The organism is Micromonospora sp. NPDC023869, assembly GCF_055559695.1.
In genome coordinates, this window is the sequence record NZ_JBVHKD010000002.1 from 121,080 (window position 1) to 144,456 (window position 23,377).

Below are 23,377 nucleotides of genomic sequence, written 5' to 3' on the forward strand. Positions count from 1 at the left end.
GGCCACCGGGTGGTTCATCCCGCTATCCGCCTGATCGACCCCTTCCGCGCGCCAGGCAGGTGTGGGCGACCGGATTGCCGGGTACCGATCCGGCATCCCACCGGTAGCACCGAACGATCTCGACGGGAGAGGCGACATGGCCGAGCGCGACGACGAGACTCTCCTGCACACACTGAAGAAGGTCGCCGCCGTGCTCAAGCAGTCGGACATCCCGTTCGCACTCGGCGGCAGCTTCGCCGTGTACGCGCACGGCGGCCACTCCAGCGAGCACGACGTCGACTTCCTGATCCGTGAACCGGACGTCGAAGCCGCCCTGGAGGCGCTGGTGGCGGCCGGCTTCACGGCCGAGCGGCCGCCGGAGGACTGGCTGGTCAAGGTCTACGACGGCGGACGGATGGTGGACCTGATCCATCGCCCGATCGAGACGCCGGTGACCGAGGAGACCTTCGCCGACACGGTCGTGCGACCGGTCGACGCGATCCACATGCCGGTGCTCTCCGCCACCCAGTTGATGGTGCACAAACTGCTCAGTTTCTCCCAGCACTACTGCGACTTCGCGCGAGGGCTGCCGCTGGCCCGGTCGTTGCGGGAGCAGATCGACTGGGAACGGGTACGCAAGGAGACGCAGCACTCGCCGTACGCGGAGGCGTTCCTGGTGCTGCTGGACAGGCTGGACGTCGTGCCCGACGGCGGCACGGCCGACGGGAGGGGAACACCGTGACCACGTACCGCGACCCCGGTGCCGGGCCGCCGGACGAGTACGTCGAGGCGGAGATCCACCGGCTGCTCGCCGAGGATCCGGCCGTCGCCGAGCAGGGCATCTCCGTGGTCCGTACGGAACGCGGTCTGGTGCTCATGGGCGAGGTGGAGAGCGCCCACCGGCGGGACGAGATCCTGCGCCGGGTGGCCGAGCGCTTTCCCGAGGAGCCGGTCACCAGCGACATCGGGGTGATCCGTGCGCAGGCGCCCACAGAGATCGAGCAACTGCCCTGAGGAGGCGCGATGGCTATCCGGATCGCCGCGGTGGGCGACGTACACGTGGACGAGGACGTGGTCGGCCGTTTCCGGCCGGCCCTGGAGGAACTGCCGGACAAGGCCGACGTGCTGCTGCTCGCCGGTGACCTGACCCGGCACGGCACCGAGGCGGAGGCCCGGTGCGTGGCACGGGAGTTCGGCGGACTGGGCGTACCGGTGATCGCCGTGCTCGGCAACCACGACCACCAGTGCGACCAGGTGCCGCAGGTGGTCGGCGCGTTGCAGGAGGCGGGGATCATCGTGTTGGAGGGCGACGGCGTGGTGCTCGACTGCGCCGGCGGCCGGCTCGGCGTCGCCGGGGTCAAGGGCTTCGGTGGCGGGTTCGCCGGCCGGTGCGCCAGTGACTTCGGTGAGCCGGAGATGAAGGCGTTCGTCCGCACCACGACCGAGAGCGCGGACCAGCTGGCTGCCGCGCTGCGCTCGCTGGACTGCGACACACTGGTGGCGCTGACCCACTACTCGCCCGTGCCGGACACCCTGGCCGGGGAACCGCTGGAGATCTATCCGTTCCTGGGCTGCTACCAGCTCGGACAGGCCGTCGACTCGGCGCCCACCGCGCTGGCCCTGCACGGGCACGCGCACCACGGCTCCGAGCGCGGCACCACGCCCGGCGGGGTACGCGTACGCAACGTCGCGCACCCGGTGATCAAGCAGGCGTACAGCGTCTTCCATTTGGGTGAGGACCTTGATCAGCCGCAGGTTTCCGGCGTCGGAGTGGGGGGTATTCAGCAAACATGGAGCTGATTCTCTGGATTCTCGCAGTCGTACTGGTCGTCTCCGGCATCCTCGCGCTGTTCCGCCGGCAGATCCTGTGGGGCGTCGTCCTCATCGTCGTTGGCCTGCTGGTTGGCCCGGGTGGTGTGAGCATCTTCAGTTGACGTGGCGGCGCAACGCGTCGCCTGTCCCGGACCCGCCGGGGTCGTCGTGACCGGAACTCCGTCCTCCCGACAGGAGCCACCGGCCACGGCGACCCCGGCGTACTTGTGTCCCGGCACTTGGTGTCCCGGCAGCGTCGCGCGCCGCCCCGCAGGCAGGTCTTTCCTAGTCCAGGCCGCATCGCACGCCGCTCGGCCGGCAGGTCCTTCCGGCCCGGGCCCACGTCGCGCGCCAGGCCGCCAGCAGGTCCTTCCGGTCTGGGCCTTATCACGCGCCGCCCGGCCGGCAGCTTCTTTCCGGTCCGGGCCGCATCATGCGCCGCCCCACCGGCAGGTCCTTCCGGTCCGGCCCACGTCGCACGCCACTCCGGCCCGCGTCGCACGCCACTCCGGCCCACGTCACGCGTCGCCCCACCGGTAGGTCCTTCCGGTCTGGGCAGCGTCACGCGCCGCCCCACCGGTAGGTCCTCCCGGTCCGGGCCGCGCAGAAGCCCCGCTTCGACGGCAGGTCTCGCCGGCCCACGGATAAGCCCGCCCCGGCAGGTTTGCCGGCCCGACCCACGGAGAAGCTGTGAGCATGCGGACGAGTGCGAACGACACCCGGCGAGGCGGTGCCCGGCAGTGGTGGGCGTTGGCCGGCTTCGCGGCGGCGGTGATAGCGGCGGCCGTCATCGGCAACCTCGCCGCCGTCGGCGCGGCGGACGAGTACCGCAGTATCGAGCAGCCCTCCTGGGCGCCCCCTTCCTGGCTGTTCGGCCCGGTCTGGACGGTGCTCTATGTGACCATCGCGCTGGCCGGCTGGCTGGTCTGGCGTCGGGTGGGCTTCGGCCCGGCCGTGCTCGCCTGGGCGGTGCAGCTCGTGCTCAACGCCGCCTGGACTCCGCTGTTCTTCGGCGCCGGGCAGTACGGTCTGGCCTTCGCCGAGATCGTGCTGTTGTGGTTGGCGATCGGCGTGACCGTCCTGCTGTTCCGACGGGTCAGCACCGCCGCAGCCGTCCTGCTGCTGCCCTACTGGGCCTGGGTGACCTTCGCCGCAGCGCTGAACTACTCGATCTGGCAATTGAACGGCTGACCCGTCCCGGCTTCGATCTCAGATCGAGCCGGTGCCGCACCCCTCGCGACTCATCATGATCCGCACAACTTCACGGATACTGCTGCCTCAGGCCCCCTCGGAGACAGCAATATCCCTGAAGTTGCGCCGGACCTTGCCCGTATCCACGCGCAAACGCGCCGCCCACACGCCGCCGCCCGCGTTGATCAAGAAGTTTTGGTCACGGAAGGGCAGGTCTGAGGGCGCAAATCCCTTGGTCAACTCCGGCCAGACCGGCACGTCGAGTGTGCGAAGCCATCGGGAGCGCGGGAGCGCCCCGGCCCGTCGGAGCGCCCAGCCGTCCGGAGTGCCTGGCCCGTCGGGAGCGCCCAGTCCGTGCGGGTGCGGCGGTTGTCGGCCCGGTGGAAGTGCGGCACCTCGCGCCGAGGGCGGTCCGTCGACCTTGACGGTCGGGGGCACCGATCGACAGGGGTCATCAGGCTCGGTGGGAGCGCGCCCAGGCAGGGGCGACAGGTTTCCGGATTGTTACTCGGTCGTGTCCCGCCCAGGGGTGGACCGCGCGGGATGCAAGCGCTTACATGTGAAAACGCCCATCGGACCGGCGCCAGGTCACCGGAGACCATTCCCGGCCAGCGCCGGCTAGGAAGGAGGACGGCATGGCAGTCTTTGCCAGGCCACGCCAGGCCCTCGTGATCGCCGGCGCGCTCGGGCTGGCGCTCAGCGCCACCGCCTGCGGTACCGGAAGCAGCAGCAGTAGCGGCAACAACACCAACGCCGATTCCGCCGAGTGTGCCCCGTACGAGAAGTACCAGGGCCACGACGGCAAGAAGGTGACGATCTACTCGTCGATCCGGGACATCGAGGCCGACCGGCTGGACGAGTCGTGGAAGCAGTTCGAAGAGTGCACCGGCATCGACATCAACCACGAGGGCAGTGGTGAGTTCGAGGCGCAGCTGCCCGTACGCGTCGACGGCGGCAACGCCCCCGACCTGGCGTTCATCCCCCAGCCCGGTCTGATCCAGCGGTTCGCCGAGCGGGACCAGATCAAGGCCGCCGGCGCCGAGACCAAGGCGATGGCCGAGGAGAACTACCCGGCCGACTGGCTGACCTACAGCACGGTCAACGGCACCTTCTACGGCGCGCCGCTCGGCTCGAACGTGAAGTCCTTCGTCTGGTACTCGCCGAAGATGTTCCAGGAGAAGGGCTGGGCCGTCCCGAACACCTGGGACGAGATGATCAAGCTCAGTGACACGATCGCGGACAGCGGCACCAAGCCGTGGTGCGCCGGGATCGAGTCCGGCGAGGCCACCGGCTGGCCGGCCACCGACTGGATCGAAGACCTGATGCTGCGTACGCAGACGCCCGAGGTCTACGACCAGTGGACCAAGCACGAGATCCCATTCAACGACCCCCGGGTCGCCGAGGCGCTCGACCGCGCCGGCACCATCCTGAAGAACGAGAAGTACGTCAACGGCGGCTTCGGCGGGGTGCGCAGTATCGCCACCACCTCGTTCCAGGAGGCCGGCGTGCCGATCACGGCCGGCAAGTGCGCGCTGCACCGGCAGGCCTCGTTCTACGCCAACCAGTGGCCGCAGGGCACCCGGGTGGCCGAGGACGGCGACGTGTTCGCGTTCTACTTCCCGGCCATCGACCCGGCCAAGGGCAAGCCGGTCCTGGGCGGCGGCGAGTTCGTGACGGCGTTCAGCGACCGTCCCGAGGTGCAGGCGGTGCAGACGTACCTCGCCTCCGGTGAGCACGCCAACAGCCGCGCGAAGATCGGCGACTGGGTGTCGGCGAACAACAAGCTCGACCTGGCCAACGTCGCGAACCCGATCGACAAGCTGTCCGCGGAACTCCTCCAGGACGACAGCTCGGTCTTCCGCTTCGACGGGTCCGACCTGATGCCGGCGGCCGTCGGCAACGGCACCTTCTGGAAGGGCATGGTCGAGTGGATCAACGGGCGGGACACCGCCACGGTCCTCCAGGGCATCGAGAGCAGCTGGCCGAACTGAGTCCAGTGGTGGGCCGGTCCGCGCACGCGGGCCGGCCCACCGGCTCTGTCGACACCTCCGGGAGGGTTGATGAACTTCGACTTCGCCGCCCAGGCGCCGAAACTGATGATGTTGCTGTGGGGGCTGGTCGCCTTCGCAGTGGTGGTCGGCGGCCTGCTCGTCCTGCTCGACGCGGTGCCGGCGTTCTTCGCCCGGCGTCGCGAGGCGCAACTCGTCGCCGCCGCCGCCGGCAGCGCGCCGATGCCCCGGCGGACCAAGCCCCGGGAGGGGCTGTTCGCACTCTTCTTCCTGCTGCCGACCGTACTGCTGCTGATGATCGGCCTGGTCGTCCCAGCGATCCGCACCACACTCCTGTCCTTCATGGACGGCGGCAGTCAGAACTGGGTCGGGCTGGACAACTACCGCTGGATGTTCGCCGAGGACGCGATCGTCCGCGTACTGATCAACACGCTGGTCTGGGTGACCCTGGTCCCGTTGGTCGCTACCTCGATGGGCCTGCTCTACGCCGTGCTGGTCGACAAGGCCCGGATGGAGTCGTTGGCGAAGTCGCTGATCTTCATGCCGATGGCGATCTCGTTCGTGGGCGCCGCCATCATCTGGCGGTTCGTCTACGCCTACCGGGGTGAGGACCAGGAACAGATCGGTCTGCTCAACCAGATCGTGGTCAGCCTCGGCGGCGAGCCCCGACAGTGGCTGCTCGACTCGCCACTGAACACGCTGCTACTCATCGTGATCATGGTCTGGATCCAGGCCGGATTCGCCATGGTGGTGCTCTCCGCGGCGATCAAGTCCATCCCGGCCGACATCGTGGAGGCGGCCCGCCTCGACGGGGTCACCCCCTGGCAGATGTTCCGGCAGATCACCGTGCCCAGCATCCGGCCGGCCATGATCGTCGTCGTGGTCACCATCTCGATCGCCACGCTGAAGGTCTTCGACATCGTCCGCACCACGACCAACGGCAACTACGACACCAGCGTGATCGCGAACGAGATGTACAACCAGGCGTTCCGGTATGGCCAGAACGGTCAGGGGTCCGCCCTGGCGGTCTTCCTCTTCGTCCTGGTGCTGCCGATCGTGATCTTCCAGATCCGTAACCTGCGTCAGCAGCGACGGGAGGGCTGAGATGACCACCACCACTCCCCCGGTCGCCGCCGGCGCCCAGGACACAAGCGGCACGTCGACGCGGGCGTCCCGGGTACGCAAGCGGCTGAACAGCCGTACCGCGACGATCGTCGCGATCGTCATCGCGGTCGTCTGGACCATCCCGACGTTCGGCCTGTTCGTCTCCTCGTTCCGGCCGGAGCCCCAGCTCAAGACCACCGGCTGGTGGACGTTCTTCCGGGACCCGCAGTTCACCCTGCAGAACTACCAGGACGTGCTGTTCGGGCAGGCGTCCGGCTCGGGACAGCTCGCCAACTACTTCGTCAACTCGCTGGTCATCACCCTGCCGTCGGTGCTGTTCCCGCTCGCGTTCGCCGCCCTGGCCGCGTACGCGCTGGCGTGGATCAACTTCCGCGGCCGGGACTGGGTCTACATCGGCATCTTCGCGCTCCAGATCGTGCCGTTGCAGATGGCGCTGGTGCCGCTGCTGAGCTTCTTCTCGCGGGGAGTCAGCATCGGCGGCGTCACCCTGATGCCCGCCTGGAACCTCGACGGCGCGCAGAACTTCGCCCAGGTGTGGTTCGCGCACACCTGCTTCGCGTTGCCGTTCGCCGTGTTCCTGCTGCACAACTTCATCTCGCAGCTACCGAAGGACCTGATGGAGGCGGCCCGGGTCGACGGGGCCACCCACCCCAGGATCTTCCGCACCATCGTGCTGCCGCTGGTCGCTCCCGCCCTGGCCGCGTTCGGCATCTTCCAGTTCCTCTGGGTCTGGAACGACCTGCTGGTCGCGCTCATCTTCGCCGGTGGCAGCGACGTCACCGCGCCGCTCACCGTCCGGCTGGCCGAACTGGCCGGCACTCGGGGCAACGAGTGGCAACGGCTGACCGCCGGGGCGTTCGTCTCGATCGTCGTACCGCTGATCGTGTTCCTGTCGTTGCAGCGTTACTTCGTTCGAGGGCTGCTCGCCGGCAGCGTCAAGGGCTGATACCCGGGTGGTGCCGCCGCCGACGGTGACGGCGGCACCACCCGGGACGTGAGCGGGGTAAGCGTGACCAGGATCGACGACGTCGCCCGGCTGGCCGGAGTCTCCACGGCCACCGTCTCCCGGGCGCTACGCGGACTGCCGACCGTGTCGGCCGCCACCCGCCACCGGGTGCTGGCCGCCGCCGAGCAGTTGCAGTACGCCGTGTCGCCGAGCGCCTCCCGGCTGGCCGGCGGTCGTACCGGCACGGTGGCGGTGGTGGTCCCCCGGATCACCCGGTGGTTCTTCGGCGTCGTCGTCGAAGCGGTCGAGGACTTCCTGCACCAGGCCGGCTACGACCTGCTGCTGCACAACCTCGGCGGCCGGGAGCAGAACCGGCAGCGGCTGCTGCACCCCGCCAACCTGCACAAGCGGGTGGACGCGGTGATGCTGGTCGCCACCCCGCTGCGGGCACCCGAACTGACCGCTCTGGCCGCGCTCGACCTGCCCGGGGTGACCGTCAGCTCCGGTACCGACGTGCCGGGCTGGCCCTGCGTACGCATCGACGACGTGGTCGCCGCGCGGACCGCCACCCGGCATCTGCTGGACCTCGGCCACCGACGCATCGCCCACATCTCCGGCGACCCCGATGACGAACTCGCCTTCACCGCGCACCTGGACCGACGCCGGGGCTACCAGGAGGCGCTGCGCGCCGCCGGGTTGTCTCCCGAGCCGAGCCTCGACGTGGAGTCCCGGTTCGACATCGCCGGTGGCACCCGGGCCACCGAGGAACTGCTGCGCCGGGGTGATCCGCCCACGGCGATCTTCGCCGCCTGCGACGAGATGGCGATGGGCGCGCTGACCGCGCTGCGCGACGCCGGCCTGCGGGTACCCCAGGACGTCAGCGTGATCGGCATCGACGACCACGCGCTCGCCGGTGTGCTCGGGCTGAGCACCATCGCCCAGCCCGCCGCCGAGCAGGGCCGGTTGGCCGCGAAGCTGCTGCTCGACCCGCTCGCCGGGCCGCCCCCGCAATCCGGGCCGCACCGTGCGACGTCGCCGGTGATCCTGAACACTCGGTTGGTCGTGCGCGAATCGACCGCGCCGGCGCGGGCACACTGACCTGATCACCTCGTCGTCCGGCGACCCGCCGGGCCGGCTCGACCACGGGAGTCCGTCCTGAACGACAACGCGACGCAGCAGACCGCGCCCTCCGCCCCGATCACCGGTTGGTGGACCGAGGCGGTGATCTATCAGATCTACCCGCGCTCGTTCGCCGACTCCAACGGCGACGGCATCGGCGACCTGCCAGGGATCACCGCCCGCCTGGACCACCTGACCGAGCTGGGGGTCGACGCGGTCTGGCTCTCCCCGTTCTATCCGTCGCCGCAGGCCGACGCCGGCTACGACGTTGCCGACTACCGGGACGTGGAGCCGCTGTTCGGCACGCTCGCCGACGCCGACGAGCTGATCGCGCAGGCCCGCGCGCGAGGGCTGCGGGTGATCGTCGACCTGGTCCCCAACCACACCTCGTCGGCACACCGGTGGTTCCAGGCCGCCCTGGCCGCCGCGCCGGGCAGCCCCGAGCGGCAGCGGTACGTCTTCCGTGACGGCCGGGGCCCGGACGGCGTCGAGCCGCCCAACGACTGGCAGAGCGTCTTCGGCGGACCGGCGTGGACCCGGGTCCCCGACGGGCAGTGGTACCTGCACCTGTTCGACACCGCCCAGCCCGACCTGAACTGGGACGCCCCGGAGGTACGCGCCGAGTTCCTGGACGTGCTGCGGTTCTGGCTGGACCGGGGCGTGGACGGCTTCCGGGTCGACGTGGCGCACGGGCTGGTCAAGCAGGCCGACCTGGCCGACTGGCGGGAGCCGCAGGAGATCCTCTCCGGGCAGGAGGCCGACAAGCCCCGCCCGCCGATGTGGGACCAGGACGGCGTACACGAGATCTACCGCGACTGGCGGCGGCTGCTGGACGGCTACCCCGGGGAACGCGTCCTGGTCGCCGAGGCGTGGGTGGAGCCGGCCGAGCGGCTGGCCCGGTACGTCCGCCCCGACGAGATGCACCAGGCGTTCAACTTCGAGTACCTGGTCGCCTCCTGGACCGCCCCGGCCCAGTACGCCGTGATCACCCGGTCGCTGGAGGCCACCGACGCGGTCGGCGCGCCCACCACCTGGGTGCTCTCCAACCACGACGTGGTCCGGCACGCCTCCCGGCTCGGGCTGCCGGTGGGCACCGTCCGACCCAACGGCATCGGCGTCGGCGACGAGCAGCCGGACGCGGCGCTCGGGCTGCGCCGGGCCCGGGCGGCCACCCTGCTGATGCTCGGCCTGCCCGGTTCGGCCTACCTCTACCAGGGCGAGGAGTTGGGTCTGCCGGAGCACACGAGCCTGCCCGACGAGGCCCGGCAGGACCCGACCTGGGAACGCAGCGGACACACCCAGCGGGGCCGCGACGGCTGCCGGGTGCCGATCCCGTGGGAGGCCGACGCCCCGTCGTACGGGTTCGGGCCCACCGACGCGAGTTGGCTGCCACAGCCGCCGGTCTGGGCCGAGTACGCCCGGGACCGCCAGCGCGACGTGCCCGGCTCGACGTACGAGATGTACCGCACGGCGTTGCGGCTACGGCGTACCCACGGGTTGGGTCGAGGCACCCTGGAGTGGCTCGCCTCCGACGACGACGTGCTGACCTTCCGCAACGGCAACCTGGTCGTGTCGACCAACTTCGGCCCGGAGGCGATTCCACTGCCCGACGGCAAACTGGTGCACAGCAGCGCGCCGCTGAACGAGGACGGTTCCCTCCCCACCGACGCAACCGTCTGGCTCCACTCCCCCTGATCGGGCGGGGGTGTGTGGGTGTTGTAAGGAAGGGCACCTTATTAACGCCTGAGGTAGAGGAAGGGACCCCTGTTAACACCGCCCGTCGCGGGCTGCGGCAAGGCGAGCAGCCGCGGCCCGGGGCTGTCCCGTGCGGCCCGCCGGCTGACGGTCGTTTGTTAACAGGGGGCCCTTGCTATGCACGAGGCGTTAACAAGGGGCCCTTCCTTACATCTGTCACAGCTTTTCGGCGCGAGAGTGCAGCAGGTCGCGGACGTCGGCGATGTCCTTGGGGGACGTCCGGGCGGCGAGCCAGTACATGATCCCGGTGGGGATGAAGAAGAGCTGGAACGCGGCCAGCCCGACGGCGTAGTTCAGCGGCGGCGGGAAGGCCCCCCGCAGGGCGTGGAAGACCACGCCGACCAGCCCGTTGCCGGCCGCCCGCCCCACCCCGTTGACCAGGTTGCCGAGGCTGTAGACGGTGCCCCGGTGCTCGGGCGGGTTGGCGTCGGCGATCAACGCGAACCAGTTCGGTGAGTTCGCCGAGGTCAACGCCAACGCCAGCAGCGCGGTGAGCAGGCTCAGCCCGACCGTCGGCTCGGTGAACACGCTGCCCACCACGGCCGCCACCACCGCCCCGGTACCGGCGCCGTCGGGCACGTCGATGCGGATCGGCACGAAGAACAGCACCAGGTAGAGCGGGACCGCCGCGAGGATGCCGACCGCAGCGACCAACGCCCGGCCGGACGGCGTACGCCGTTGCAGCGCATCGCCGATCAGACCGCCGACGATGGAGAACACGCCGCCGAGCTGGAACAGAGTGGCGAAGACGCTGCCCACCACGATCGCCGTCGCCGGTGAGTAGCCCTGCTCCCGGGCCCGCTCGGTGAAGAGCACCGGCAGCCAGACCAGCGAGCCGAACGCGGCCTGTGCGGTGAGGCCCTGCAGGACGAGCCACCGGTTGGTCCGCCGGCCCAGGATGACCGGCAGATCGGAGCGGCTGATCCGGTGGTCGTACTCGGCGCCGGCGGCCAGCGCGGCGGCCAGTTCCGGTTCGCTCTGCCCGCGCCGGATGTCGTACGTGAACAGGTACGCCGCAGTGGCGGCCAGGCCGACGACGGTGAGCAGCAGGAACGGGCGGCGCCAGTCCGTCGCGCCGAGCAGCCCGCCGACCAGCGTGCCGGCCAGCGTGCCGATGCCCTGGGAGAGTCCCCAGAAGCTCATCACCAGGCCCCGGCGGCGGGGCGAGATCAGGTCGGTGACGACCGAGAACCCGACCGACCCGACCGCGCCGAGCCCGATCGCCGCCAGCAACTGCGCGGCCAGGAACGTCGGGTAGTCGCCGGCCAGGCCGCTTCCGCCGGTGCCGACCGCCCAGATCAGCGTGCCGATCATGAGCAGCGGCTTGCGGTTGGTGCGGTCTCCGAAGTACGCCCACCCGACCGCAGCCACGGCGCTGACCAGGAAACTGATCGCGGTGACCAGGCCGAGCAGGCGCTGCGGCACCGCGAAGGAGTCGGCGATCGCGCCGTAGAGCGGCGGCACCAGACCGATCGCCACGTTGTCCAGCGAGGCGAGCAGCACGAAGACCACGACGCTGTAGATCCGGTGCGTGGCGCTCCCGCCCCACACCCGCGCGGATCGGCCCGTGCGCAAGGTCATGCCGGCAGCCAACCAGGACCGGATAACGGCCCGGTCACCGGGTCCACCCACCCCGACCGGGCGACAGCGGACCGGCCCCACCCGACGCCACCGATCCGCGCACCCCGACGACCTTGGCCCCGACGACTCCACAAGGCCGACGAGGCGACGTCCCGTCGCGGCACGACTGGGCCGAGGGGCCGACAAGGCCGACGACCCCACGGAGGTGGGCGTTGGCGTCGTTGCCGATCCCACGCGACGACCCGACGGGGCCGGCGACCCGACACCGTCCAATGACCCGACGAGGCCCGACGCCCTCATAGGCCCCGATGATCGTACGGCCCGCACGGCCAAGATCACGCTCGATCCTGGATCGAGTGGCATCCCAGCGCCGCAATGGCCACTCGATCCAGGATTGAGCACGACCTTGAGGTCAGCGAGCGAGTGGGCCGGCGGGAAGCCGATGCGATGCCCGAAAGTGCGACACCGCCGACGACCCGACCCGACCCGACCCGACGCGGCCTGCGGCCCGACACGGCCCGACACGGCCCGACATGGCCCGACGACCCGACCCGACGCGACGCGGCCTGCGGCCCGACGCGGCCCGACACGGCCCGACGGCCCGACACGACCGGCACGGCCGACGGCCCGACACGACCCGACGCGGCCCGACGACCCGGCACGGCCCGCCACGGCCGACGGCCTGACACCGCCCGACGCGGCCGATGCCCCGTCACGGCGCGACGGGACCGACCAGGCCGAGGAACCGACGAGACCGAGGAACCGACGAGACCGACGAGACCGACCAGACCGAGGGCGCAGCGGGTGCCGGGCCGGGGCGGTGTCGCGCCCCGGCCCGGACCCGCGTGCGCTATCCGGTCGAGCGGTCCAGGTGGCGCTCCCGGGCCTCGGCGTAACGCTCCCGGATGGCCGGTACCGGCTCGGCGGCGTACTCCTCGGTGCCGGACGGCGACCACGACGGTGGTTCCGCGCTGCCGAGGGCCAGCCAGGCGGCCTGGCGGGCGGCCCCGTCGGCGACGTACTCACCGGGTGGCGGAACGACCACCGGGCTGCCGAAGACCTGGGCGGCGATCCGGCGGACGGCGGCGGAGCGGGCCCCGCCACCTACCAGGATCACCCGGCGGACGGTCGCCCCCTGGGCGGCCAGCGCGTCCAGGCCGTCGGCGAGTGCGCAGAGCATGCCCTCGACCGCCGCCCGGGCCAGGTGGGCCGGGGTCGAGGTGCCCAGGGTCAGCCCGTGCACCGCCCCGGTGGCCAGCGGTCGGTTCGGCGTCCGCTCACCCTCCAGGTACGGCACCAGGACCAGCCCGTCCGCGCCGGGCGGCGCGGCCAGCGCCAGCTCGGCCAACTCGTCCAGCCCGACCCGCAGCATCCCGGCGGCGGCGTCGAGTACCCGGGCCGCGTTCAGCGTGCAGACCAGTGGCAGGAACCGGCCGCTGGCGTCGGCGAAGCCGGCGACGATCCCGGTCGGGTCGGCGGCCGGCGCGTCGGCGACACTGAACACGGTGCCGGAGGTACCGATCGAGACGACCACGTCGCCGGGGCCGGCGCCCACCCCGAATCCGGCGGCGGCGTTGTCCCCCGCGCCGGGCCCGAGCAGCGCGCCGCCGGGCAGCGCGCCCGCCGTCTCGGACGGTCCCAGCACGGTCGGCACCCGTACCGTCCGACCGAGCGCCCGTTCCAGCAGGTCGGGACGGTACTCGCCGGTGGCCGGCGACCAGTAGCCGGTGCCACTGGCGTCACTGCGGTCGGTGCGCAGCGCCGCCAGGTCGGAGGATCCGGACAGCCGCCAGGTCAACCAGTCGTGCGGCAGGCAGACGGCGGCCACCCGGTCGGCGTTGGCCGGCTCGTGCCGGGCCAGCCAGCGCAGCTTGGTGACGGTGAAGCTGGCCACCGGCACGCTGCCCACCGCGTCGGCCCAGAACTGCCGTCCCGCCGTACCGGCACCGGCCTCCTCGACCAGGTCGGCGGCGGCCTGTGCGGAGCGGGTGTCGTTCCACAGCAGCGCCGGCCGCACCACCTCGCCGGAGTCGTCCAGGCAGACCATGCCGTGCTGCTGGCCGGCGACGGAGACGGCGGCGACGTCGTCCAGCCCACCGGCGGCGTCGATCGCCGTCTGGAGGGCCGACCACCAGGCCGAGGGGTCGACCTCGGTGCCGTCCGGGTGCGGCGCCCGGCCCTGACGGACCAGGTCACCGGTCTCCGCGTCCCGGACGACCACCTTGCAGGACTGGGTGGAGGAGTCCACCCCCGCGACGAGCGGCATGCCGTCCGCCTCAGCGCGCGCCGAGCACGTGCTCGACGGCGAGCTGGTTGAGCCGGATGAAGCCGAAACCCTTGGCACCCGCCGCCTCGACGTCGTAGCCCTCGAACGCGCTGGTGTCGGCGAGCAGCTCGGCGTAGCCCTCGCCCTCGCCCAGGGTCGGTACGCCCAGCTCGCCGACCTTGCTGGCGGCCAACGCCTCGACCACCTCGGGGTCGGCCCGGAACGCCGCAGCCCGCTCCTTGAGCAGCAGGTAGGTCCGCATGTTCGCGGCGGCGGAGACCCACACCCCGTCCATGTCCTCGGTGCGGGAGGGCTTGTAGTCGAAGTGGCGGGGTCCGTCGTACCCGGGGCCGCCGCCCGGCGCGCCGTGCTCCAGCAGGTCCACCAGCGCGAACGCGTTGAGCAGGTCACCGTGGCCGAAGACCAGGTCCTGGTCGTACTTGATGCCGCGCTGGCCGTTGAGGTCGATGTGGAACAGCTTGCCCTGCCAGAGCGCCTGGGCGATGCCGTGCACGAAGTTCAGCCCGGCCATCTGCTCGTGGCCGACCTCCGGGTTGACGCCGACCCGGTCGGGGTGGGCGAGCGTGGAGATGAAGGCCAGGGCGTGCCCGACGGTGGGCAGCAGGATGTCGCCGCGCGGCTCGTTCGGCTTGGGCTCCAGCGCGAAGCGCAGGTCGTAACCACGGTCGACGACGTACTGGCAGAGCAGGTCGACCGCCTCGCGGTAGCGCGCCAGCGCGGCCTGCACGTCCTTGGCCACGTCGTACTCGCCGCCTTCGCGACCGCCCCACATGACGAAGGTCTGGGCGCCCAGCTCGGCGGCGAGGTCGATGTTGCGCAGCACCTTGCGCAGCGCGTACCGCCGGACGTCGCGGTCGTTGCTGGTGAAGCCGCCGTCCTTGAAGACGGGCTGCTGGAAGAGGTCGGTGGTGACCATCGGCACCACCAGGCCGGTCTCGTCGAGCGCCTTGCGGAACCGGGCGATCTGGCCGTCGCGGGTGGCGGCGTCCGCACCGAACGGCACGAGGTCGTCGTCGTGGAAGGTGACGCCGTACGCGCCCAGCTCGGCGAGCCGGTGCACCGACTCCACCGGGTCCAGCGCGGGCCGGGTGGCGTGACCGAACGGGTCTCGGCCCTGCCAGCCGACCGTCCAGAGGCCGAAGGAGAACTTGTCGGCGGGGGTGGGACGGGATGCCATTACAGACCTCCGGTGGTGTCGTCCGCTATTTGTTCAGTGGTTGAATTAAATGGCCGCGATGTGGCAGTGTCAAGGGGTGACCCGACTCGCAGCCCCGGCCGGCGGCGTACGCCAGGGCAGCCTGCGTGAGCTGAACCTCGCCCTCGTCCTCGGCCGGATCGCCGCGGCCGACCGCCCGCCCTCCCGGGCCGCGCTGGCGGCCGAGACCGGCCTGACCCGGGCCACCGTCTCGGCCGTGGTGGAGGACCTCGTCGCCGGTCGACTGGTCACCGAGGCCGAGCCGACGCCACGCGCCGGTGCCGGTCGACCCGCCCGTGGCCTGGTGCTCGCCGGTGACGGCCCGGCCGGGCTCGGGCTGGAGATCAACGTCGACTACCTGGCCGCCTGCGTGGTCGACCTCTCCGGTGAGGTCCGACACCACACCGTGCACCGGGCCGACCTGCGTCCGGTCTCCCCCGCCGACGCGCTGGCCCGGCTCGCCCGGCTCGCCGCCCGCGCCCGCGCCGACGCCGACGCGCAGGGCCTCACCCTGGCCGGCGCGGCCCTCGGCGTACCCGGGCTGGTCGACGACACCGGCCGGGTCCGCCTCGCGCCGAACCTGAGCTGGCGGGACGTACCCGTCCCGGAGCTGCTGGCCGCACACCCGCCGCTCACCGAGACGGTGGCGGGCGTACCGACGCTGGTGGTGGACAACGAGGCCAACCTCGCCGCGCTCAGCGAACTGCACGCCGGCGCCGGACCGGGCAGCTTCCTGCACCTCTCCGGTGAGGTCGGCATCGGTGCCGGGATCGTGCTCGACGGCGCGTTGTTCCGGGGCGTCCGGGGCTGGAGCGGCGAGATCGGGCACATCCCGGTACGGCCGGACGGGCCGCCGTGCCGGTGCGGCGGCCGGGGTTGCCTGGAACGCTACGCCGGACAGGAGGCGATCCTCGCCGCCGCCGGCCTGGCCGGGGCCGACCTGCCGGCCGACACCGCGCCGATGCGGCTGGCCCAGCTCGCCGAGGCCGGCGAGCCCGCCGCCCGGCACGCCCTGCACGAGGCGGGTACGGCCATCGGCATCACCGTGTCGAGCGTGATCAACCTGCTGGATCTGGACACCGTGGTGCTCGGTGGCGGTTACGCCCCGCTTGCTCCCTGGATCCGGCCACCGGTGCTCGCCGAGATCGAACGCCGGGTGCTCACCGCCGCCTGGTCACCGGTGACCGTACGACCTGCGGCCCTCGGCGCGACCGCCGCCGCGGTGGGCGCGGCAGGCTCGGTGATACGCCGGATCATCGCCCGCCCGGCGGGTTGGCTGGCCCGGCTCTAGACCACGGTGTTCCTGCGAGGGCACCCCTCGGGAGCCCTCGGTACCCTTGTCCCGAGGCAACAAACCCCGTGGACCCGAGGAGCACAACACCGGCATGCGTACAGGTCGACAGCGCAGGGCGCAGGACGACCGTCGGTGACCACGACCCGACGGGGCCCGGCCGCCGGCTCCACCGGCCGTGGGCGGGCCGGACGCCCGGGCTCCCGCAGCTCGGTGGACCCCGATCTCGCGCGGGAACTCCTCGACGGGCTCGCCGAGGCGGTCCTGATCACCGACAGTGCCGGGCAGGTCGTGCTGGTCAACGCCGCAGCCACCGCCCTGCTGCCGGAACTGCACCCGGGCGTCGGGCTGCCCGGTTCCCCGGTCGCGATGCTGGCCGAGGCGTACGCGACCGGGGCGGACGACGTCGAGGGCGAACACCGGGACCGGCGGCTCCGGGGCATCCGCCGCCCGCTGGCCGGTGACCGGTCGGCCTGGTACGTGCGGGACGTCACCGACGACCACCAGCGCGCCGAGGCGCTGCGCACCGAGCGGGGACGGACCGACTTCCTGGCCCAGGCCGGCCGTCGACTCGGCCTGGCGCTGCACCGCGACCAGGCGCTCCAGGCCGCCGCGACGCTGCCCGTGCCGTACCTCGCCGACCTGGCCCTGATCGTGTATCTGCCGACCGGGGCGGTCGAGTACCAGCCGCAGTGGATCCGGCAAACCGGTCACCAGTCGACGCCGGCCCTCGGCGCCACCGACTGGGACACGGTCAGCGCCGTACCCGGGCTGGTCGAGGCGCTCGACGGAGAGGCCGGCGTGCCACGGCCCTGGCCCGCCGCGGAGCGCGACGGCGTCGGGCCGCTGATCCCCGACCACCTCGATCCGGCGGCGACGCTGCTGGTCAGCCCGATGCCGGGGGCCGGCCGAACGGCGGGCGCGCTGGTGCTGGTGCGGGCCGGGGCGCGCGACGGGTTCGACCGGCGCGACGTCGAGCTGGTCCGGGAGTTCGCGGCCCGGGCCGGAGCCGCCATGGCCACCGCCCAGCTCTACGACGAGCAGACCCACCTGGCCCGGGTACTGCAGAACAGTCTGCTCCCGCCGGACCTGCCCGCCGTCGACGGCGTACGGCTCGCCGGTGGGTACCGCGCCGCCGGCGACAGCCTGCGCATCGGCGGTGACTTCTACGACGTGCTCCCGACCGACGGCGGCGCGCTGTTCGCCCTCGGCGACGTCAGCGGCAAGGGCGTCGGCGCGGCCGTGCTGACCGGCCGGGTCCGCCAGTCGTTGCAGACGCTGCGCCTGGTCGAACATCGGCCCCGGGAGCTGCTCGGGCTGCTCGACCAGGCCCTGCTGGACATCCCGGACGCGGCCCGTCGCGGCCAGTTCACCACCCTGCTGCTGGGCACGCTGCATCCCGAGCCGGACGGCGGAGTGCGGGTCCGGGTGGCCGGCGGCGGGCATCCCGCGCCGCTGCTGGTCGACGGCACCGGGACGGTGACCCCGGTCCAGGTGGGCGGCATGCCGGTGGGTGCGGTGCCCGGGGCGCGGTTCGACGAGGCCGAGGTCCGGCTGCGGCCGGGTGAGCTGTTGCTGGCCCGCACCGACGGGGTGACCGAGGCCCGGGGCGGGCCGCACGGCACCGAGATGTTCGGCGAGCGGCGGCTGCACCGAGCCCTGGGCGAGGCCGCCGGATCCGCACCGGCGACGCTTGTCGACCGCGTGCTCCACCTGGTCGACGAGTGGTGCGGTGGGCACCGGCACGATGACGTGGCGATGTTGGCGGTGGGCCCGGCCGCAACCGGCTGACCGCCGGCCGGTCAGGCGGTACGTGAGACGGAGGTCTCCCCCGCCGCCCAGCTCCGTGGCTGCGGCTCGGCACCGTGCTCGACGGCGGGCCGGCCCGCCGGCAGCTGCTCCGCGTGGGTCTCCTGCTGCGGCACCAGCGGCGACACCTGCCGCATCACCCGCGCCCGAGCTGCCGCGTCGAACTCACGCAGCCCGTGCAGCAGGGCCTCTCGGGCCTCCGGCGTCATAGCGGCGAGGATCGTGGACAGCTGCTGGCGGCGGTCCTCGCGCAGCTCGGCGAGGAGCCGGCGGGCCTCGGCGGTGAGGTGCAGCGAGATCTCCCGGCGGTCAGCGCGTCCCGGCTCGCGTTCCAGCATCCCGGCGGCGACCAGCCGGTCACACAGCCGGCTGGCCGAGGAGAGCAGCATGTCCAGCCCGGCGGCCAACCGGCGCAGGTTGATGCCGTCCTGCCGTTCGACGAGCATGACGGCCCGCAGCTGGGCGGTGGAGATCCGGTTGGCCGTGCGTTCCCGCGCACCGTCCCAGACGGTCAGCAGGGCGCTTGCCGCGGTATCCAGCTCGGCAGCCATACTCATCTCGGGTCCCGGTGGACCATGCAGTTCCGCCATGGTGGGCCTGAGCGTACTCCGATTCTGTCGCCGAATGGGCTTGTGATCAAGGAGAGACGATGAGCGAGCCGGTCGACGAGGCCCGTGCCACACTCACGGCAGCCCCCGCAGACCTGCTCGTCCGGCGGATCGCGGAGCTGTTGGAGCGGGAGTACGGCATCACCGAGACCGAGCTGCTCCAGGTCGACTACCGCCTGGCCGCGTTGCTCCCGCTCACCGGCGGTGACGAGGTGACCAGCCCGGGTCACCCCGCCTGGCGCTGCTTCGACCACGAGACCCCGGTGTACGCGGACGGCACCGGCTACCTGCCGGTCAACATGCGCGGCGAACGGCGTGGTGTGCTCCGGGTCGCACCGCTGACCGACGACGGGCTGCTGAGCGAGCTGCTGGAGATCGCCACCGCGATGGCGCACGAGTTGACCGCGGTCGACCCCGGCACCGACGTGTACCGCATCGCCCGGCGTACCCGACGGCTCACGCTCGCGGCCGAGGTGCAGTGGGAGCTCCTGCCCGGGCGCAGCCGGACCCGTCCCTCGTTCAGCCTGGCCGGCCAGCTCGAACCCGCGTACGCGGTGCGCGGCGACAGCTTCGACTGGTCCGACGACGGCGAACGCGTCTGGACCGCCACGATCAACGGGATGGGCGAGGGGGTGGCCGCCTCGATGCTCACCACGCTGGCCACCTGCGCGCTGCGCAACGCCCGCCGGGCCGGCATCCCGCTGGCCGACCAGGCCACCCTGGCCGACCAAGCGATCTACGACCTGCACCGGGGTGAGCAACATCTCTCCACCCTGCTGCTCGAACTCGACCTGCGTACCGGCCTGCTCACCGCCGTCGACGCCGGTTCGCCCCGGCTGGTGCTGCTGCGGGCCGGGCAGGTCACCGTGCAGCCGCTGGAGGCGCAGTTCCCGCTCGGCATGTTCGAGGGGACGAACTACCACGAGCAGTACATCCAGCTCCAGCGCGGCGACCGTCTCTTCATGATCAGCGACGGGGTGATCGACGCGACCGGGCGCAACATCCGCTACGGCGAGACCGCGCTGGACCGGATGTTGCGCCGTACCGCGCCGATGACCCCGCTCGACGCGGTACGTTCCCTCCTCGGCGACCTGCGGGCCTTCGTCGCCGGTGACCTGACCGACGACGCGGTCGTGGTCTGCCTGGACTGGACCGGCCCGCAGCCCTGAGGCCCGTCCTAGTACGCGCCCCGACTGTTGACCACCGCGCCGAAGGTCTTCCAGAGAATGGTCAGGTCGGCCGCGAGTGACCAGTTCTCCACGTAGTAGAGGTCGAGCCGGATGCCGTCCTCCCAACTCAGGTCGGACCGGCCGCTGACCTGCCAGAGACCGGTCATCCCGGGCTTGACCAGCAGACGCCGGGCCACGTCGCCGTCGTAGCGGGCCACCTCGGACGGCAACGGCGGCCGGGGCCCGACCAGGCTCATCTGCCCGAACAGCACGTTGACCAACTGGGGAAGCTCGTCCAGGGACCACTTGCGCAGCAGCCGGCCGACCCTGGTCACCCGGGGGTCGTCCCGCATCTTGAACATCAGACCGTCGGTCTCGTTGCGGGCGGTCAACTCCGCCAGCAGGGCGTCGGCGTTCACCACCATGGTGCGGAACTTGAAGACGCCGAACTCGCGCCCGCCCTGCCCCACCCGGGTCTGCCGGAACAGCACCGGCCCCCGGCTGTTCACCTTCACCGCCAGCGCGATGGCCGCCAGCACCGGGAACAACAGGGTCAACGCCACCAGCGCGACCGAGCGGTCGACCAGCCCCTTGACCAGCTTGCGCACCCCACGGAACTCGGGCGCCTCCACGTGGATCAGGGGCAGCCCGGCGACCGGACGGGTGTGGATACGCGGGCCCGCGACGTCGGTCAACGCCGGGGCCAGCACCAGGTCGATGCCGGTGCCCTCCAGTTGCCACCCGAGCCGGCGCAGCCGGGTGGCGGTCAGCTCCCCGCAGGCGGTGACCGCGACCGTGTCCGCGCCGATGGCGTCGGCGGCCTCCGGGATGCCCCGGAACGAGCCGACCACCGGCACGTCACCGAGCCGCTGCGCCACCGGGGCCAGCAACGCGTCCGGGATGCAGGCGCCGACCACCTGGTAGCCGGCGTACGGCTCGCGGCGCAGCGTGTGCACCAGCTCCAACACGTGTGCGGTGTCGCCGACCACCAGCACCCGCCGAGACCAGCCCGTCCCCCGCGACCGGGCTCGGTGCAGACGCTTGCGCGCGGCGAACCGGGCCACTTCGAGCCCGATCATGCCCACCGCGAACGAGATCGCCAGGAAGCCACGGGACACGCCGACGTCGGCGACGTATCCGAGGATCGCGACGGCGCCGGCCAACCGGAGGCTGGCCATGCTCACCCGCCGGTACTCGTCCGCGCCGTAGCCGACCACCCGGTCGTCGTAACAGCGCAGGGCCTTCAGGGAGACCAACCAGGCCAGCACAAGTGCCGGCGCGAACAGGACGTAGGGCACGTGGGTACCACGTGGCACGGATTCACCGAATCGCGCCGCGTAACCGATGAGCACTGCCACGGAGAGTACGGTGGCGTCCAGCACGACCAGGGAACGGACGTATGTCCGCTGGTCGCCACGCACCGACCCGCTCGATGGCGCAGCCTCACCTGATCGCGATGACGATCTGGCGGGGGTCAACAGCGTCGCCGAGGTCACCAGCCCTCCCACACTTCGCTCGCCGACGGCCCGGGATCGGCCGGGACGGAGGCCGGATCTGCCGGTGCACGAGGACATCCTGCCTTGATAACTATGGCGGCCGATTGCTTCGGACGTATTGCCGTCACTTTCCGGTGTGGAGGACGACCGGAAAGGGGCCTGTCGTACCGCTTTCTCCGGTACCGCAGACCCCGTCCCTGCGCCTACGCTCAGGCCGGTGCCTTCCTCAGGGCGATCGCCCTGAGGAAGATGTCACTGATCTTGGTGGGGTCGGCGGCGATGAACGCCCCGCCACCGGCGGCCCCGGCGATGGTGTCCAGCTCAGCCTTGCTCACCTCGGTGCCGATGCCCACGATGATGACCTGGATCGGCTGCTCCGGGTCCTTGATCCGCTCCAGCTCCGCGAGCAGTTCGCGCTGCGAGATGCCGTCCGGGTTCTCGTTCTTGCCGTCGGTGAAGAGCACGATCGAGTTGACCTTGCCGGGTTCCCAGTTGCGCTGCACGTCCTTGTAGGCGGCCAACAGCGTGTCGTACAGGCCGGTGTCACCGCTGGACGAGGTGACCGTGTCCAGTCCCCGCTCCAGGGTGCTGCGCTGCCGCGACAGCGGCGCGATCGGCACCACCTCGCGGTAGTCCCGCGTCCCCGCCAGCTTGGTGGAGAACACCCACAACCCGATCGACCACGAGTCGTCGAACAGGTTCAGACCGCGTCGGGCCGCCTCGATGGTGACCTGCTGCCGGGTCGCCCCGTTGGCCGTCGGCACGGTCTTCTTCATCGAGCCGGAGACGTCGATGATGCAGAGCATCCGACCGGACAGGGTGGCGATCGACCAGCTCGACACCGCCCGCTCCACCGCGTCCGGTGCCAGCCCACCGGCGGCCACCCCGCCCTGCGGCGGCGCGGCGGAGGAGTCGCCACCGGCCGGGCTGGGTGCACCCTGCGGCGCGGCGAACCCGCTCCCCCAGTTCCCGTCCGGCCCACGCAGCGACTGCTCGGCCAGCCTGTCCTTGAACGACGAGGTGGTCAGCGCCTCGAACAGCACCCGGGCGGCCGACGCCTTGGCCGGGTCGATGCCGGGCAGCACCGCGTACGGGTAGTCCAACGGCAGCGGCGCCGGTTTGAGATACAGCGCCGCCAACGGCACCGGAGGCTTGCGGGCGTTGTACTGGATGACGTCCTCTTCGGAGAGGGCCGCCGCGCCGAGCGCACTGGCCAGCGTGGTGTTGTCCGCCGCGGTCGGGAACTTCGCCAACAGGTCCTGGCGCAGCGCCGAGGCACCCGACGCCAGCGCCCGCAACGCGCCGACCCGGTCCTGCTCGGCGGTGGCACCACCGGTGGACGAGGCCGCGGTCATCAGCGACAGCAGGCCGGACAGGCCGGCGGCGTCCCGGGTCGGCTCGACGATCCCGGTCCGCAGCGGCCGGTCGCTGTTGACCCGGGCCAGCAACTGGGTCCAGTCGAGTTCCTTCTGCGGCCAGCCCAGCCGGGCGGCGATCGGCTCGGGCATCGCCACGACCACCGGGCTGCTGGCGATCGACGCGCCGTTGCCCGGCTCGAAGGCCGCCGCGCCACCGGTCTTGAGTCGCAGCAGCCAGGTGGAGGAGTCCGGGATCCAGACGTCGGGGCTCACCGCGGTGCCGCTGGCCTGACCGACGCCGGCCAGGGTCGCGCCGTGCTTGGCCGCCACCACCGCCGCCACCTCGACCGGGTCGGCCGCCGAGACCGTCACGTCGATGCAGGTCCCCTCGACGGCGGCACCCTTCTCCTCCCACTCGGAGGCGGCCTGGTCCACCGCAGGAGCGAGCTCGCTTGCCACGGCGACGGACAGCTCGATCTTGCCCGAGCAGTCCTGACCGGCGAGTTGGCGATAGCCGACCCACCCCCCGGCCGTGACGACGAGAACGCCGACCGCCGCCGCGGCGGCGGCGCCGTGAATACCTGAACGCATGCGATGGCGGCCTGCTGACACGCAGACCATCTTGCGTATCCCACCGGTGGACTGCC

At 71.8% G+C, this 23,377-nt stretch carries 20 protein-coding genes; 13 read left to right on the plus strand and 7 right to left on the minus strand.

All coding sequences use genetic code 11. The features are described from left to right. Positions 1 to 94 precede the first annotated feature (94 nt). The 5 genes from ACZ31C_RS06275 to ACZ31C_RS06295 all read left to right on the plus strand — a co-directional run bounded on the left by ACZ31C_RS06275 (position 95) and on the right by ACZ31C_RS06295 (position 2,982). Positions 95 to 721, plus strand: a complete 627-nt coding sequence (locus ACZ31C_RS06275) for a nucleotidyltransferase (RefSeq protein WP_396751818.1) — start codon at positions 95 to 97, stop codon at positions 719 to 721. Then, positions 718 to 993: a hypothetical protein gene (locus ACZ31C_RS06280; RefSeq protein ID WP_396690846.1), complete on the plus strand. Its 276-nt coding sequence runs from the start codon at positions 718 to 720 to the stop codon at positions 991 to 993. Before ACZ31C_RS06275 ends, ACZ31C_RS06280 begins: the two co-directional genes overlap by 4 nt. A gap of 9 nt (positions 994 to 1,002) precedes the next feature. Further along, a complete protein-coding gene (locus ACZ31C_RS06285; protein WP_465794452.1) occupies positions 1,003 to 1,779 on the plus strand; it encodes a metallophosphoesterase family protein in 777 nt (258 codons plus the stop codon). Then, positions 1,770 to 1,913, plus strand: coding sequence for a GPGG-motif small membrane protein (locus tag ACZ31C_RS06290; protein ID WP_449948543.1), 144 nt, complete (start codon positions 1,770 to 1,772; stop codon positions 1,911 to 1,913). The genes ACZ31C_RS06285 and ACZ31C_RS06290 overlap by 10 nt, the downstream gene beginning before the upstream one ends. Positions 1,914 to 2,487: 574 nt before the next feature. Continuing rightward, positions 2,488 to 2,982 (plus strand): TspO/MBR family protein, encoded by a 495-nt coding sequence (locus tag ACZ31C_RS06295; protein ID WP_465794453.1) that lies wholly within the window; start codon positions 2,488 to 2,490, stop codon positions 2,980 to 2,982. An 87-nt stretch (positions 2,983 to 3,069) separates the two neighbouring features. Here the strand turns inward: ACZ31C_RS06295 and ACZ31C_RS06300 are convergent, their stop codons facing one another. After that, positions 3,070 to 3,240, minus strand: a complete 171-nt coding sequence (locus ACZ31C_RS06300) for a hypothetical protein (protein ID WP_465794454.1) — start codon at positions 3,238 to 3,240, stop codon at positions 3,070 to 3,072. Positions 3,241 to 3,617: 377 nt separating this feature from the next. Here ACZ31C_RS06300 and ACZ31C_RS06305 point away from each other — a divergent pair, with 377 nt between their 5' ends. The 5 genes from ACZ31C_RS06305 (at position 3,618) to ACZ31C_RS06325 (ending at position 9,876) form a co-directional block, all read left to right on the plus strand. Continuing rightward, a complete protein-coding gene (locus ACZ31C_RS06305; RefSeq protein ID WP_465794455.1) occupies positions 3,618 to 4,973 on the plus strand; it encodes an ABC transporter substrate-binding protein in 1,356 nt (451 codons plus the stop codon). A 69-nt stretch (positions 4,974 to 5,042) separates the two neighbouring features. Further along, complete coding sequence (locus tag ACZ31C_RS06310; RefSeq protein WP_396744772.1) at positions 5,043 to 6,095, plus strand: carbohydrate ABC transporter permease; 1,053 nt, start codon at positions 5,043 to 5,045, stop codon at positions 6,093 to 6,095. A 1-nt stretch (position 6,096) separates the two neighbouring features. Continuing rightward, complete coding sequence (locus ACZ31C_RS06315; protein ID WP_350692341.1) at positions 6,097 to 7,062, plus strand: carbohydrate ABC transporter permease; 966 nt, start codon at positions 6,097 to 6,099, stop codon at positions 7,060 to 7,062. Positions 7,063 to 7,125: 63 nt separating this feature from the next. Continuing rightward, on the plus strand, positions 7,126 to 8,160 hold the full coding sequence (locus tag ACZ31C_RS06320; RefSeq protein ID WP_465794991.1) for a LacI family DNA-binding transcriptional regulator: 1,035 nt from the start codon (positions 7,126 to 7,128) through the stop codon (positions 8,158 to 8,160). Between the two features lie 57 nt (positions 8,161 to 8,217). Further along, on the plus strand, positions 8,218 to 9,876 hold the full coding sequence (locus ACZ31C_RS06325; RefSeq protein ID WP_465794992.1) for a glycoside hydrolase family 13 protein: 1,659 nt from the start codon (positions 8,218 to 8,220) through the stop codon (positions 9,874 to 9,876). 216 nt (positions 9,877 to 10,092) lie between these two features. On the opposite strand, the gene ACZ31C_RS06330 is transcribed toward ACZ31C_RS06325, so the two are convergent. The 3 genes from ACZ31C_RS06330 to xylA form a co-directional block, all read right to left on the minus strand. Then, on the minus strand, positions 10,093 to 11,517 hold the full coding sequence (locus ACZ31C_RS06330) for an MFS transporter (protein WP_350692345.1): 1,425 nt from the start codon (positions 11,515 to 11,517) through the stop codon (positions 10,093 to 10,095). 850 nt (positions 11,518 to 12,367) lie between these two features. Continuing rightward, positions 12,368 to 13,783 (minus strand): xylulokinase, encoded by a 1,416-nt coding sequence (xylB, locus tag ACZ31C_RS06335; protein ID WP_465794456.1) that lies wholly within the window; start codon positions 13,781 to 13,783, stop codon positions 12,368 to 12,370. 10 nt (positions 13,784 to 13,793) lie between these two features. After that, on the minus strand, positions 13,794 to 14,981 hold the full coding sequence (gene xylA, locus ACZ31C_RS06340; protein ID WP_350692348.1) for a xylose isomerase: 1,188 nt from the start codon (positions 14,979 to 14,981) through the stop codon (positions 13,794 to 13,796). Between the two features lie 49 nt (positions 14,982 to 15,030). Between xylA and ACZ31C_RS06345 the strand changes: the two genes are divergently transcribed. Both ACZ31C_RS06345 and ACZ31C_RS06350 read left to right on the plus strand, forming a co-directional pair. Further along, positions 15,031 to 16,290 (plus strand): ROK family transcriptional regulator, encoded by a 1,260-nt coding sequence (locus ACZ31C_RS06345; RefSeq protein ID WP_465794457.1) that lies wholly within the window; start codon positions 15,031 to 15,033, stop codon positions 16,288 to 16,290. Between the two features lie 135 nt (positions 16,291 to 16,425). Further along, complete coding sequence (locus ACZ31C_RS06350; RefSeq protein ID WP_465794458.1) at positions 16,426 to 18,081, plus strand: PP2C family protein-serine/threonine phosphatase; 1,656 nt, start codon at positions 16,426 to 16,428, stop codon at positions 18,079 to 18,081. 11 nt (positions 18,082 to 18,092) lie between these two features. Here the strand turns inward: ACZ31C_RS06350 and ACZ31C_RS06355 are convergent, their stop codons facing one another. After that, the gene (locus ACZ31C_RS06355; RefSeq protein WP_465794459.1) at positions 18,093 to 18,656 is read right to left on the minus strand and encodes a MarR family winged helix-turn-helix transcriptional regulator; all 564 of its coding nucleotides are present in this window, start codon (positions 18,654 to 18,656) and stop codon (positions 18,093 to 18,095) included. 92 nt (positions 18,657 to 18,748) lie between these two features. Here ACZ31C_RS06355 and ACZ31C_RS06360 point away from each other — a divergent pair, with 92 nt between their 5' ends. Next, positions 18,749 to 19,876: a PP2C family protein-serine/threonine phosphatase gene (locus tag ACZ31C_RS06360; protein ID WP_465794460.1), complete on the plus strand. Its 1,128-nt coding sequence runs from the start codon at positions 18,749 to 18,751 to the stop codon at positions 19,874 to 19,876. 8 nt (positions 19,877 to 19,884) lie between these two features. Here the strand turns inward: ACZ31C_RS06360 and ACZ31C_RS06365 are convergent, their stop codons facing one another. Then, positions 19,885 to 21,372, minus strand: coding sequence for a sugar transferase (locus tag ACZ31C_RS06365; protein WP_465794461.1), 1,488 nt, complete (start codon positions 21,370 to 21,372; stop codon positions 19,885 to 19,887). Positions 21,373 to 21,581: 209 nt separating this feature from the next. Beyond that, positions 21,582 to 23,342, minus strand: coding sequence for a substrate-binding domain-containing protein (locus tag ACZ31C_RS06370; protein ID WP_465794462.1), 1,761 nt, complete (start codon positions 23,340 to 23,342; stop codon positions 21,582 to 21,584). Between the last annotated feature and the right edge of the window lie 35 nt (positions 23,343 to 23,377).

Bases quoted from the DNA above. Each gene is read 5' to 3' on its own strand.
- ACZ31C_RS06315 (WP_350692341.1), top strand. From the start codon at position 6,097: ATGACCACCACCACTCCCCCGGTCGCCGCCGGCGCCCAGGACACAAGC.
- ACZ31C_RS06295 (WP_465794453.1), top strand. From the start codon at position 2,488: ATGCGGACGAGTGCGAACGACACCCGGCGAGGCGGTGCCCGGCAGTGG.
- ACZ31C_RS06355 (WP_465794459.1), bottom strand. From the start codon at position 18,656: ATGAGTATGGCTGCCGAGCTGGATACCGCGGCAAGCGCCCTGCTGACC.
- ACZ31C_RS06310 (WP_396744772.1), top strand. From the start codon at position 5,043: ATGAACTTCGACTTCGCCGCCCAGGCGCCGAAACTGATGATGTTGCTG.
- ACZ31C_RS06330 (WP_350692345.1), bottom strand. From the start codon at position 11,517: ATGACCTTGCGCACGGGCCGATCCGCGCGGGTGTGGGGCGGGAGCGCC.
- xylA (WP_350692348.1), bottom strand. From the start codon at position 14,981: ATGGCATCCCGTCCCACCCCCGCCGACAAGTTCTCCTTCGGCCTCTGG.
- xylB (WP_465794456.1), bottom strand. From the start codon at position 13,783: ATGCCGCTCGTCGCGGGGGTGGACTCCTCCACCCAGTCCTGCAAGGTG.
- ACZ31C_RS06290 (WP_449948543.1), top strand. From the start codon at position 1,770: ATGGAGCTGATTCTCTGGATTCTCGCAGTCGTACTGGTCGTCTCCGGC.
- ACZ31C_RS06345 (WP_465794457.1), top strand. From the start codon at position 15,031: ATGGCCGCGATGTGGCAGTGTCAAGGGGTGACCCGACTCGCAGCCCCG.
- ACZ31C_RS06360 (WP_465794460.1), top strand. From the start codon at position 18,749: ATGAGCGAGCCGGTCGACGAGGCCCGTGCCACACTCACGGCAGCCCCC.
- ACZ31C_RS06305 (WP_465794455.1), top strand. From the start codon at position 3,618: ATGGCAGTCTTTGCCAGGCCACGCCAGGCCCTCGTGATCGCCGGCGCG.
- ACZ31C_RS06285 (WP_465794452.1), top strand. From the start codon at position 1,003: ATGGCTATCCGGATCGCCGCGGTGGGCGACGTACACGTGGACGAGGAC.